We start from the raw sequence: 12,078 nt of genomic DNA on the forward strand, positions 1-12,078 counted from the left end.
CGCTTCCATGGCGCTACGGCCTATCCGCGGCCTTTTATCCCCCGCTGTTCAGGCGAGGCGTAAGGTGTGGGCATGACCCAGCCCCTCACCCCGTCCCACATCCCGCTCCCCGACCGACAGCGCCTGCGCCAACGCCAGCGCGCCGCGCAGCTTATCGCCGCCTTTGAGGCGACGTCACAGCAAACCGTCACCGAGATCAACTGCGCCGCCCGCGCCCTGATCGTGCTCGACCGCATGCTGACCCAGCTATGGACGGAACCGGGCGACACACCCGTTCGTCGCGCGAAGAACATAGCTGGCAGCGCGCCCGCCAAAGACGACCAGACACCCGACGAAAAGACATCGGACGAAGATACCCGGAGCCAAGATACCGGTAGCGAAGAGACAGGCAGCGCACCGCCGCCTCTTAACCGCCGGCAGCACCGCGCCTTAGCCGCACGCACACGCATCACGCCCCAGGCAACGCCGTCAAGCCTTCGCTGTGAGAGCGGATAATGGGGCGCTTTACCCCCTGCGACAGCCTGCCGCACACATTTCATCCGAAACGACCGCCGGATTTCAGGAAAATTTCCGAACTTTCACCACCACACGCTTAAGTCTTGTTGCGCCGCACAATAATCCGGCAACGTTAACGTTTTGTAATTTTAAGTATTTGATTTTAAACACTTATTACAAATGATTCATGACATCCAATTCATTTGAACTCCGCACGTTGAAGGCGCATATGGGGGTCATCGCAACACACACCAAGGAGATATCCACCATGACCACCCAAGTTTACACCGCCACCGCCCTCGCCGCCGGCACGCTCTTCATGATCGTCGCGCTCATCACCCTCGGCCTCTAACTCAACCTCAAAAAGGAACATCACCATGACCCATTCCATCGCCCCTATCGCCACCGTAACCGCCCTCGCCGCCCTGACCCTGTTCATGCTGGCCTCGCTGTTCACCGTCGGCATGTAAGCCGCAACACCCTCATTCCATAAGGTACACGACCATGACTCTCTCGATCCCCACCGTTTCGGCCCTGGCCGCTTTCACCGCCTTTATGACCTTCGCCCTGCTGAGCCTCGGCCACCGCTAGGCACCTTTTTGTATCTACGCATAAAATAAGGCGCGGAGAGCTCACCTCCCGCGCCTATTTCTTTGCCTTAACGCAACCTTGAGTTTTTTCGGCTAGGTTTTCAAAATAGATCCGCCGGAGTATGCGTTCATGAACCCCAAACTGTCCTGTCAAGGATGCCGTGATGGCGCCGACCTGCCCTTCGCCTTCACCATGGCTTTCCAGCCGATCCTTGACGCTAGCGAAGGCCGCATCTGGGGTTATGAAGCGCTGGTGCGCGGGCCGGAGGGGCAAGGCGCCGGCACGGTGCTTGATGAGGTCACGCCGCAAATGATGTACAGGTTCGATCAGGCGTGCCGTGTGCGCGCGATCGAACTGTTCGGTCAACTATCGCCGCATGACGACACGCGCCTGTCGATCAATTTCATGCCTAATGCCGTCTATGAGCCGTCGACCTGCCTCCGCGCCTCCCTGGACGCCGCGGCCCGCATTGGGCTCAATCCCAAACGCCTGGTGTTCGAATTTACCGAACATGAGCGTTTCACCGACACGGCCCATATTTCGAACATCGTCGCGGAATATAAGCGCCTAGGTTTTATGACGGCGCTTGATGATTTTGGCTCCGGCTATGCCGGCCTGAACCTGCTGGCCAATCTCCAGACCGACCTGATCAAGATCGATATGGAACTGATCCGCGATATCAATGCCGACAGCGTGCGTCAGGCGATCGTAGCCGGTATCAAGTCGATCGCGCGGGCGCTCGATATCCAGGTCATCGCCGAAGGGATCGAATCCGAGGCCGAACTGACGACCTTGCGCGCCGCCGGTATATCGCTGTTTCAGGGCTATTATTTCGCCAGACCGCAGATCGAGGCCTTGCCCATGGTCGAGGGCTTTACGATCCGCTCCGCCGCACAAGCCCTAAGCGCTTAACGGATTACTCCATATCTATCCTGTAGCTGCACCCCGCCAGGGTCTTGCCGGGATGGGAATCGACGTTGGAAACGTTCAGGCTGACCTTGGTCTTCCACTTGAAATCGCCCTCGCTTTCTTCCGTCTCCGAAATAATGCGCTCGCCCATGAACTTGGTCTCGGTCGCATAGGCGGGCTCGACCTCCAGCGCCTTGGCCACCGCCGCCGCATCGGGCGTATCCAGCACCGCCATAGGCCCTGAATTGGTGAAGACGACGGTCTGCGTCTTGTACCCAAACACCTCGATCGGCGCGCCCAGTTTATACTGGCTCAGGAACGGATTGCCGGACTCGACCTTGGTCATGCCTAGCGGATGCTCCGGCGCCTCGTCGGAGTTCATCCAGAAGGCCACGCCGTTATAGGTGGGCACATCGGCCTTGCATTCGATCAGGTCGGCGATACGGACCGTCGACGGGTCGAAATCGTCTTCTTCCTGCGCAAAGGCGGGGCTGGCCAAAGCGGTAACAGCCGACAGTAGTATCAGTCGTTTCATCATTATCTCTCATTTGCCCGGCCCTCGCCCATAAGGCACGAAAAAGGCGCAGGTGACCAGCCCCCCCCCTGCGCCTCTATCATTCGGTATAAATAAGCCAGATTAACCCGGCGAGACCATGTTTTCCGGACGGACGAACTGGTCGAACTCTTCATTCGTCAGGTAACCGCCACCCACGGCTTCTTCGCGCAGGGTGGTGCCGTTCTTGTGGGCGGTCTTGGCGATCTTGGCGCAGGCGTCATAGCCCAGGCGGCCATTGAGCGCCGTCACCAGCATCAGCGAATTTTCCAGACCGCGCTTGATGTTGTCGAGGCGCGGCTCGATGCCGACCACGCAGTTGTCGGTGAAGGACACCGCCGCATCGGCCATCAGGCGCACGCTTTGCAGGAAGTTGTAGGCCATGACCGGGTTGAAGACGTTCAGCTCGAAATGGCCTTGCGAACCGGCGAAGGTCAGCGCGGCATTGTTGCCGAAGATCTGCACGCAGACCTGCGTCATCGCCTCGCACTGGGTGGGGTTGACCTTGCCCGGCATGATCGACGAGCCCGGCTCGTTTTCCGGCAGGGCCAGTTCGCCCAGACCCGAGCGCGGGCCGGAACCTAAGAAGCGGATATCGTTGGCAATCTTGAACAACGAGGCGGCCACCGTATTGATGGCGCCGTGGCTGAAGACCATGGCGTCATGCGCTGCCAGAGCCTCGAACTTGTTCGGCGCTGTGGTGAAGCCCATGCCGGTGATGGCGGCGATCTTCTCGGCCACGCCCTCGGCGAAACCGATCGGGGCATTGAGCCCGGTGCCGACGGCCGTGCCGCCCTGCGCCAGTTGCATCAGCTTCGGCAGGGTCTGCTGGATTCGGTCGATGCCGTTGGTCAGTTGCTGGGTGTAGCCGCCAAATTCCTGACCGAGCGTCAGGGGGGTGGCGTCCTGCGTGTGGGTGCGGCCGATCTTGATGATGTCCTTCCACGCTTCGGCCTTGTCGTTCAAAGCATTACGAAGCGTTTGCAGAGCCGGCAGCAGGCGGTGAACGATCTCCTCGGCGCAGGCGACGTGCATGGCGGTCGGATAGGTGTCGTTCGACGATTGCGACATGTTGACGTGGTCATTGGGGTGGACGGGCTTTTTCGAGCCCATCTCGCCACCCAGCATCTCGATGGCGCGGTTCGAGATCACCTCGTTGGCGTTCATGTTCGATTGCGTGCCGGAACCGGTCTGCCAGACGACCAGCGGGAAGTGCTCGTCGAGCTTGCCTTCCATGACCTCGTTGGCGGCGGTGATGATGGCCTTGCCGATGGCGGGATCAAGCTTGCCGAGCGCCATGTTGGTTTCGGCGGCGGCGCGCTTGACGATGCCGAGCGCACGCACGATCGGCAGGGGCTGCTTTTCCCAGCCGATCTTGAAGTTGCCTAAGCTCCGCTGGGCCTGCGCGCCCCAGTACTTTGAGTTATCGACCTCGATGGGGCCAAAGGTATCGGTTTCCGTGCGGAAGGTGGGCTTCTGGGTCATTTTCGGTGTCTCCGTTGGAGGTGTCGGATCGGCAGGGCCGGCTAAAGGCGCTTGGGGCTGCACGGTGAAATCCGTCGCCGTGATGCGACGTTTCTTCTTCGATCCGGACAGCCAGTCTAACAGGCCCATAACGCCCTCCTTACTGTAAAAACTTGCGCCTATCCGTTATGTCCACAGGACTTAAAGCGCAATGAATTTATGCGTAACGGGGGTATGTTTTGTGCTTATACCTCCCCACCTCTGGTGAGGAGGTACAAGAGAAAGTTACCTTTCATCCAGAGGTTTATATACCCAAATATATTTGAACTTCTTCCACCACCCCCCAGCAGGTTGAGCCCTCATTTCTTCAGGTGTTACCTTGGCACGCTTGAGAAACAGCATCGCAGTAGCCTTGCCGAACTCCATGTCAGGCGGCGTCTCTTCAAGGACGGCACAGCGGCTAAGTGTGCCACCCGCCTGAACCTGACAATCTATCACTGCCGAGCCATCGGCATGAGCCATTGAAGCCTTTGGTGGATAATAACTTATCCGCATGCGCATTTTTCGGGCTTCTTCCGGATAATAGAAGACAGCATCGGCAGGAATTTCTGGAGGTAATGGCGCAGACTCTTCTGCGCTTCCCATAAGTGTTGCAACCAAGGCTAAGGCTATAAACATCTTTCCCTCTCAACTCTAAACTTAGATCTTAGTTTATCGTAAACCTGATGTCACCCCACACTCTCCGCCAGAAAACCACCGGTCTGCCGCGCCCAAAGCCGCGCATAGAGACCGCCAGCCGCAATCAGTGCCTCGTGCGTACCGGTCTCGATAATGCGGCCGCCATCAACCACCACCAGACGGTCCATGCGGGCGATGGTCGAAAGCCGGTGCGCGATGGCGATGACCGTCTTGCCGGTCATCAGTTCGAGCAGGCTTTCCTGAATCGCCGCCTCCACCTCGGAATCGAGCGCCGAGGTCGCCTCATCGAGCACCAGGATCGGCGCGTTCTTCAGCAGCACCCGCGCGATGGCGATGCGCTGGCGCTGGCCGCCGGAGAGCTTGACGCCGCGCTCGCCGACATGGGCGTCATAGCCGGTGCGTCCCTGACTGTCGGTCAGGGCGGGGATAAAACCCGCCGCATGGGCGCGTTCGGCGGCGCGGTCGATCTCGGTCTGCGTGGCGCCGGGCGAGCCATAGGCGATGTTGTCGCTAATCGAGCGGTGCAGCAGCGAGGTATCCTGCGTCACCATGGCAATATGGGCGCGCAAAGATTCCTGACTGACGCCGGCGATATCCTGCCCGTCGATCAGGATGCGCCCGCTCGACAGATCGTAAAGCCTCAGGAACAGGTTGACGAGCGTCGACTTGCCGGCGCCGGATGGCCCGACCAGTCCGATCTTTTCGCCCGGCGCTATGGCCAGGTCGAAATCGGAAATCGCCGCCGCGCCACTGCCATAGCCAAAGCCGACATGCTCGAAACGGACCTCGCCGCGGCGGATATCGAGCGGCGGCGCTTCGGCTGCATCCACCACCGTATGCGGACGCGAAATGGTCTCGATGCCATTCTGCACCGAGCCGATATTCTCGAACAGGCTGGTCACCTGGAACATCACCCAGTTCGACATGCTGATCAGGCGCTGGGTCAATGCCCCGACCAGTGCAATGGCGCCAACCGTGATCTGCCCCTGGCTCCACAGCCAGATCGCCAGCCCCGCCATAACCAGAAGCAGGATGGAATTGAGGAAGCTGGTGGCGGTATCGAGCCCGGTGATCAGGCGCTCCTGCACCTGCCATTTTCGGCTGTTGTTCAGCAAACCTTCGCGCACATAGTCGTCCTCGTGGCGGGTGCCGGCAAAGAGCTTGACCGTCTGGATATTGGTGTAGGTATCGACGATTCGCCCCACCAGCGCCGAACGGGCCTCGGCGCCTTCGCTGGCCGCCACGCCGAGCTTCGGCACGAAGAACGTACAGACCATGCCATAGACAATGCTCCAGACCACGAGCGGGATCACCAGCCGGTAATCGGCCTCGAAGAACAGCACGATGGCGCTGCCGAAATAGATGACGACATAGAGCATGGTGTCGCACAGGGTCGTCAGGGTGTTACGAACGGCCGAGGCGGTTTCGACCACCTTGGAGGCGACGCGGCCGGCATAGTCGTTGGTGAAGAAGCCGATCGACTGGCGCACGACGTGGCGGTGCGATTGCCAGCGGATCAGGTTGGGGAAGTTGCTGGTGATGGCCTGACGCAGAAACAAAGAGTGGACCAGACCGATCAGCGGCCAGGCGATGCCGAGGATCAGCCCCATGCGGATGAAATCGGCGCCGTGCGTCCGCCACAGATCGGCAGGCCGGGTGTGCGTCAGGTAATCGACGATATCCGCCATGAAGCGGAACACCGCCACCTCGGTGATCGTGAAGAGAAAGCCGGCGATCAGGATGGCCACGAACAAAGGCCACGCCTGTTTGAGATATTGCCAGAAAAAAGGCAGCAGCTTATCCGGCGGCGGACCGTCTTCGTGAGGACCGAACGGATCGATCATCCGCTCAAAGCGGCTATAGAGGGCGTTCATCAGGGACATGGGCTGCATATGCCCCTTCAACCGGCAAAAAGAAACCCCGCCAGTGATACACTGACGGGGCATTTCAAACTTATGGGTGCAGGGTCGTGCCCCTGCGAACCTTACTTGGCGCCGAAGAGACGGGCCCAGAAACCGGGCTTCTTCTTGGCGGCTTTCGCGGTGCTGGCAATAAAGTCGCTGGCCTTTTCGGTCACATCGGCAGCGACGTCGTCGGCCTTCCTCGCAAGATCGTCGATGGCCGGCTTGGCAGCCTTCACGGCGTCGTCGATCTTGTCACGGGCGGCGTCCACGGCGGCCTCGGCCTTGGCGGCGGCTTCCTTGATCACCGGCTCGGCGGCGGCCTTGATATCGGCCACCTTTTCGGCGACGTCAGCCTTGGCCTCATCGGCAGCAGCCTTCACGGTCTCGACCGCCTTGGCGACCTTGGCCTTGGCTTCGGTGACGGCCTTGCTGGCGGCGGGCTTCTTGGCGGCGGCGGCCGGCGCGGCGGCAACGGCCTTGGTGGCCTTCGTCGTGGCGGCAGCGGCGGCCTTTTTCACGGTCTTGACGGCGTCTTCAGCCTTTTTCTCGACCTTCTTGGCCTGAGCAACGACCGGCTTCTTCACATCGGCGACCAGCGACTTGGTGGCGGCGGCGGCCTTCTTCGGCGCGGCCTTCACGGCAGCCGCTGTCTTGGTGGCGGCGGTTTTCGTCGCGGCAGCGGCCTTGGCAGGGGCGGCTTTCACAGCCGTAGCCACCTTCTTGGCGGCCGGCTTTGCGGCAGAGACAGCCTTTTCAGCGGCGGCCCCAGAAGCCTGGGCCGGTGCCTTGCGCGCCAGGGTTTTCTTCACTCCGGCGTCTGCCGCGATCTCTTTATTTTCGCCCGTCGTTGATTTTGTGGTAGCTCTCGCCATCGTCTGTCCTTAAATGCCCCGATCAAGTAGCGACATCCCCGGATGTCGGCCTTGAAAATGAAGTTACCCGAATCGGCCGATCAAATCAAATCAAGCCGAATCATTTCTTATCGCAGAGTAATATGACCTATAACCCGCAGCAAATCATAGCCCGTGGCCCGCGCTTAATCTCAGAATCGGCTGCCGATGCCATCGATGGCGATCTTCTGCTCGAAGGCGCGACCTATTCTATTCTCGAAGAAGACGAAGACCGCGACGTCTGGCGCATCGATGCCTTCCCGACGACTGAAGAAGAAAGCACGCGTCTTCAAGAGGTTCTGGCCAATTTCCCGCAACTCGTCGTCATCGCCGAGCAACTGGCCGACGCCGACTGGCTGGCCATGGCGCTGTCGGGCCTGCCGCCGGTGCGCGCCGGTCGCTTTTTCGTCTACGGCATCCATGACGGCGGCAAAAAACCTCATAACACGGTCAATCTGCGCATCGAAGCCGGCGCCGCCTTCGGCACCGGCCACCACGGCACCACGGTCGGCTGCCTGCAGGCCTACAGCGATCTGCTGAAAAAGCGCGGCTTCAAGCGCGTGCTCGATGTCGGCGCCGGCACCGGCGTGCTGGCCATCGCCGCCGCCAAAACCGGCACGAAAACCGCGGTCGGCACCGATATCGACGCCAACAGCGTGCGCATTTCCAACGAAAATTCCGCCCTCAACAAGTGTAACGCCCGCTTCGTTTACGCCAATGGCCTCGATCACCGCCTTGTCCGTCAGGACGCGCCGTATGATCTGGTCTTCGCCAACATTCTGGCGCGCCCCCTCGTCAGCCTGTCCATGCCGATCCGTGGCGCGCTCAAGCCGGGCGGCCTCGTCATCCTGTCGGGCCTGCTGCGCACGCAGGAGCGTTTCGTCAAGGCCGCCTATCTCAGCAAGGGCTTCCGCTTTATCCGCCATATCCACCGCGACGCCTGGTGCACCCTGGTGATGCAGAAGGTCTGACGGCGGCTTGCTGCACCCGCACAAAAACCGCTTTCCAAATGGCGGGAAATCCGCCATAAGGCGCGTGTTGTCATTGGGGAGTAGCCGCCTTCGCCTTCGCGAAGGGATCACGTCAACATAATTGGAGCGCCGCTCCATGGTGTGATCACCGAAGTTGCAAACTTCGTCAGGCGAGACCTTTGGCTATGTTGCGAATTGCCTTTGCCGGGCAAGCCGTACCATTGCCATTGGTTTTTTGTCCTGCTTGCCCGGCTCACCGTGACTTTATGCTCCTGACCCTCGCCCTCTTCCTTGGCTCGGCCATCGCCATCTATCTGGCGTGCGAATTTTTCGTCAACAGTATCGAATGGTTCGGCAAACGCATGAACCTCGGCGCCACCGCCGTAGGTTCCGTGCTGGCCGCCTTCGGCACCGCCCTGCCGGAAAGCGCCGTCACCTTCACCGCCGTCGTCTTCGGTAAAACCGCTGCGCAGAAGGATATCGGCGTCGGCGCCGCCATGGGCGGACCGCTGGTGCTGGCCACCCTCGCCTATGGCGTGGTCGGGCTGGCGCTGTGGCTCAACCGGCGCAAACGCAGCCAGGCCGCGGCCGCCCGCATCTCGCACGAGGTGGCGATCGACGCCCGGCGCCTTGGCCGCGACCAGTTGAGCTTCCTCGCCATCTTCGTCGTCAAGGTGACGCTGGGCCTCGTGGCCTTCACCTTCAAGCCCTGGCTGGGCGTGCTGTTCCTTGCCGCCTACGCCCTCTATGTCTGGCGCGAAATCACCACCGCCGAAACCAGCGAGGAAGAGGAAGACCTGGAGCCGCTGAAAATCCGCCCCGGCAATCCGAGCCTGATGTGGGCCAGCCTGCAGGCCACGCTGGCGCTCGGCGTCATCGCCTTTGCCTCGCATATCTTCGTCGGTCAGGTGGAGGCTATCGGTGAGGCCATGGGCATGGCGCCCCATCTGGCCGCCCTTCTGCTCAGCCCGGTCGCCACCGAACTGCCGGAAATCATGAACGCTATCATCTGGGTGCGTCAGGGCAAGGAACGGCTGGCCCTGGCCAATATTTCCGGCGCCATGATGATCCAGGCCACCATCCCCAGCGCGCTCGGCATCTTCTTCACGCCGTGGCGCTTCGATGGGCCTCTGCTGGTGTCGGGGCTCGTCACCGGCCTGACCATCGTTGTGCTGTGGGTGATGTTCCGCAAGGGCAAGGTTGATAGCCGCGCCCTGGCCGCCATCGCTTTGCTCTATGGCCTGTTCGCCGGCTACCTGCTGTTCGGCAAGACGCTGGGCCTGCCTTAGAGCATCGCTCTGATCCAATTAGATCGATGCTCTAAGGCTAAACTAAAGCAAGGTGGCGCCCGCATTGTTTTGCGGCGTCGCCACCTCAACACTGAGCAGGCTTTCCTCGAAATCGACGAGGATATCGGCGAATTCCGCCGGCGTCACACGGGCATGCGCCATTTTGGCGCCCATGCGGTAGGTCCAGAATGAACCGATATGGCTGAGGATTCCGATGCACTCGCCCAGATCGAAGAACATCGACGGGCCGTTCAGCAGGAACTTGCGGAAGGGCACCGGGTCGGAGCCTTGCGTCAGGGCCTGATAGGCGTCGTCATAGATGCGCAGGGTTTTGCGCGTGGCGACAATGGCCATCATGATCTTTTTGGCGAGCCGCGGACGAGCCTCCTCAAGATACTCGCGCGTGCCGGCGTCGGCCGGACCGATGGTGCGATAGCTTTTCAGCCCCTCGACTACCTGACGGATCTCCTCCTGAAGCTGGACCTGCCGCCATTTGAAATAGAGGAAGCCGCGCCACGAGAACATGCCTTCGTTGAAGTCCTCGTCGCTCATGCGGAAGGTCTGCTTGAGCGGTTCGAGATCGCTGTCGAGATTGTTGGCGAGAATCTTGGAGGTCAGGCGCATGGCCGCGGCCTCCATGCCGGCGCCAAAGGCCGTCATGACCAGGCGCTCGATCTCTTCGTTGGCAAAGCCGACCATTTCCTTCAGATCGTGCGGCGAGATTTTCAGGTAGCACGGATCAGGGCGGAAGCCGAAACGCGCCAGATGTTCGCGCACCAGAAAGGGATCGAGCGAGGGGATATTATCGATGTGCTGCAACAGTTGCAGATCGGTGTTGGTGGCCATGTCGGGGCTGTTGAAGAAGGACTTCACGAACGACAGGTAGCCGCTTTGATTGACGAAGATCGACCGGCCGCCCAGGCGCAGGTCGGCGGGATCAAACGGCAGGATCAACTTGGTGGCGGTGCGGCGCGGGCCGGCGAACAGTCCACGCTCGCCGGCGCGCAGGGTATGCTTGATCACCAGCGCCTTGTTAAGCTGAGAATGCTTGAAGAAGGGCTGGGCGCGATAGCCGTCGGTGCGGCCGCTGACGGTAAAAATCTGCGACAAGTTCAGGACGCGGCTGGTCGAGGCCGTTTCGCCAAGATTGACCAAATTGCGGACTTCACGTGCACTCTGATTGTTGGTTTTGCTGTGGGATGCAGCCCGCGCGTTCATAAAAATAGACTTTCTGTCCAAATAACCCGATAGCTGTGGCTTCTGCCGGTAGCGCTGTGCGGGTGGGTGGGTGCTCTTAACCTTAAATGCAAAGCGTTAAAGGCACATAAATTTTCTATAAAGACCCTTCGTAAAATGGCTAACGCTTCGCAAAAAACCACTTCGGCCTGCAAGCAGGAACCGGGTATATTCGCACCGGAAATCGACCGCGGCCGCTGCGAAGGCAAGGCCGATTGCGTCGTTATCTGCCCGTATGACGTGTTTGAACTGGATATCCTGCCGCCGGAAAGCCGCACTGGCCTTGGCAGGCTGGCGAAGATCAAGGGCTTCGTGCATGGCTGGAAACAGGCCTTCGCGGTCAATGCCGATGCCTGCCGCGCCTGCGGCCTGTGCGTCTCGGCCTGCCCGGAAAAAGCGATCACGCTCGTCAGACGATAATCACGCTTGACGCGAGCCTGCCCATTGGTCAGTGGTAGCGCTAAAATAAAAACGGGAGACGCACCATGAAACGCTACATTACGGCTGTCCTGATCGCATCCTTCAGCCTGCTCGCACCCGCCGCTCATGCCGCAGCTCTGGCCACTATCGACGTCATCGGCAAGGCGATCAATCATCCGGCTGCGGATCAGTGGAGCATCTACGGTACCAGCGAAAAGCACGAACTGGTCAAGGACAGCGGCGTCAATGGCGGCGCGGCCTTCCAGGTCACCTCGGCCGGCGCCGCGCTCAATCCATGGGATATCCAGGCCGGCGTCACCACCTCGAAAGCGGTCAAGAAGGGCGATGTCATCCTGCTGGCCTTCTGGGCGCGCGCTGTCACACCCCAAACCGTCAACGTCCCCGCCGTCGTGCAGCAAACCAGCGCGCCCTACACCCGGATTGGCGCGGAAAACCTGACGATCACAGCGGACTGGAAACTCTATTACGTCAGCGGCCCCGCCGATCAGGACTACGCCGCCGGCACGCTCGGCGCCAGCGTGCAACTGGCGAACGGTGCCCAGACTGTGGCGCTGGGCCCCGTCTTCCTGCTGAACTATGGCCCGGGCTACAATCCGAAGTACCTGCCCCATAATATTCCCTGATGCGGCATAGCTT

At 60.5% G+C, this 12,078-nt stretch carries 13 protein-coding genes and 1 riboswitch; of the genes, 7 read left to right on the forward strand and 6 right to left on the reverse strand.

The features are described from left to right. The first annotated feature begins 72 nt into the window (after nucleotides 1–72). The 3 genes from B060_RS0108050 to B060_RS0108070 all read left to right on the forward strand — a co-directional run bounded on the left by B060_RS0108050 (nucleotide 73) and on the right by B060_RS0108070 (nucleotide 1,998). A complete protein-coding gene (locus B060_RS0108050) occupies nucleotides 73–495 on the forward strand; it encodes a hypothetical protein (protein WP_018081261.1) in 423 nt (140 codons plus the stop codon). Nucleotides 496–682: 187 nt separating this feature from the next. Then, complete coding sequence (locus tag B060_RS27125; RefSeq protein ID WP_023447236.1) at nucleotides 683–847, forward strand: hypothetical protein; 165 nt, start codon at nucleotides 683–685, stop codon at nucleotides 845–847. A gap of 368 nt (nucleotides 848–1,215) precedes the next feature. Then, nucleotides 1,216–1,998 (forward strand): EAL domain-containing protein, encoded by a 783-nt coding sequence (locus tag B060_RS0108070; RefSeq protein ID WP_018081264.1) that lies wholly within the window; start codon nucleotides 1,216–1,218, stop codon nucleotides 1,996–1,998. 4 nt (nucleotides 1,999–2,002) lie between these two features. Here B060_RS0108070 and B060_RS0108075 read toward each other — a convergent pair whose 3' ends face one another. The 5 genes from B060_RS0108075 to B060_RS24065 form a co-directional block, all read right to left on the reverse strand. Then, a complete protein-coding gene (locus B060_RS0108075; RefSeq protein WP_018081265.1) occupies nucleotides 2,003–2,530 on the reverse strand; it encodes a hypothetical protein in 528 nt (175 codons plus the stop codon). Between the two features lie 102 nt (nucleotides 2,531–2,632). Then, nucleotides 2,633–4,033: a class II fumarate hydratase gene (gene fumC, locus B060_RS0108080; protein WP_026172694.1), complete on the reverse strand. Its 1,401-nt coding sequence runs from the start codon at nucleotides 4,031–4,033 to the stop codon at nucleotides 2,633–2,635. A 264-nt stretch (nucleotides 4,034–4,297) separates the two neighbouring features. Continuing rightward, on the reverse strand, nucleotides 4,298–4,690 hold the full coding sequence (locus B060_RS0108085) for an energy transducer TonB (protein WP_018081267.1): 393 nt from the start codon (nucleotides 4,688–4,690) through the stop codon (nucleotides 4,298–4,300). A gap of 50 nt (nucleotides 4,691–4,740) precedes the next feature. Then, the gene (locus tag B060_RS0108090; RefSeq protein WP_018081268.1) at nucleotides 4,741–6,603 is read right to left on the reverse strand and encodes an ABC transporter ATP-binding protein; all 1,863 of its coding nucleotides are present in this window, start codon (nucleotides 6,601–6,603) and stop codon (nucleotides 4,741–4,743) included. 92 nt (nucleotides 6,604–6,695) lie between these two features. Then, nucleotides 6,696–7,487: a hypothetical protein gene (locus B060_RS24065; protein ID WP_018081269.1), complete on the reverse strand. Its 792-nt coding sequence runs from the start codon at nucleotides 7,485–7,487 to the stop codon at nucleotides 6,696–6,698. Nucleotides 7,488–7,609: 122 nt separating this feature from the next. Between B060_RS24065 and B060_RS0108100 the strand changes: the two genes are divergently transcribed. Beyond that, nucleotides 7,610–8,476 carry a 50S ribosomal protein L11 methyltransferase gene (locus tag B060_RS0108100; protein WP_018081270.1) on the forward strand — a complete coding sequence of 289 codons (867 nt, stop codon included), beginning with the start codon at nucleotides 7,610–7,612 and terminating at the stop codon, nucleotides 8,474–8,476. 63 nt (nucleotides 8,477–8,539) lie between these two features. Beyond that, a riboswitch (yybP-ykoY riboswitch) is annotated at nucleotides 8,540–8,661 on the forward strand. An 81-nt stretch (nucleotides 8,662–8,742) separates the two neighbouring features. Further along, nucleotides 8,743–9,765, forward strand: coding sequence for a sodium:calcium antiporter (locus B060_RS0108105; protein ID WP_018081271.1), 1,023 nt, complete (start codon nucleotides 8,743–8,745; stop codon nucleotides 9,763–9,765). 42 nt (nucleotides 9,766–9,807) lie between these two features. Here the strand turns inward: B060_RS0108105 and B060_RS0108110 are convergent, their stop codons facing one another. After that, nucleotides 9,808–10,983 (reverse strand): hypothetical protein, encoded by a 1,176-nt coding sequence (locus tag B060_RS0108110; protein WP_018081272.1) that lies wholly within the window; start codon nucleotides 10,981–10,983, stop codon nucleotides 9,808–9,810. 135 nt (nucleotides 10,984–11,118) lie between these two features. Here B060_RS0108110 and B060_RS0108115 point away from each other — a divergent pair, with 135 nt between their 5' ends. Together B060_RS0108115 and B060_RS0108120 are read left to right on the forward strand one after the other, a co-directional pair. Then, the gene (locus B060_RS0108115) at nucleotides 11,119–11,421 is read left to right on the forward strand and encodes a 4Fe-4S dicluster domain-containing protein (RefSeq protein WP_018081273.1); all 303 of its coding nucleotides are present in this window, start codon (nucleotides 11,119–11,121) and stop codon (nucleotides 11,419–11,421) included. A 65-nt stretch (nucleotides 11,422–11,486) separates the two neighbouring features. Further along, complete coding sequence (locus tag B060_RS0108120) at nucleotides 11,487–12,065, forward strand: carbohydrate binding domain-containing protein (RefSeq protein ID WP_018081274.1); 579 nt, start codon at nucleotides 11,487–11,489, stop codon at nucleotides 12,063–12,065. Nucleotides 12,066–12,078: the final 13 nt, after the last annotated feature.

The organism is Asticcacaulis benevestitus DSM 16100 = ATCC BAA-896 (assembly GCF_000376105.1).
GTDB lineage: Bacteria > Pseudomonadota > Alphaproteobacteria > Caulobacterales > Caulobacteraceae > Asticcacaulis > Asticcacaulis benevestitus.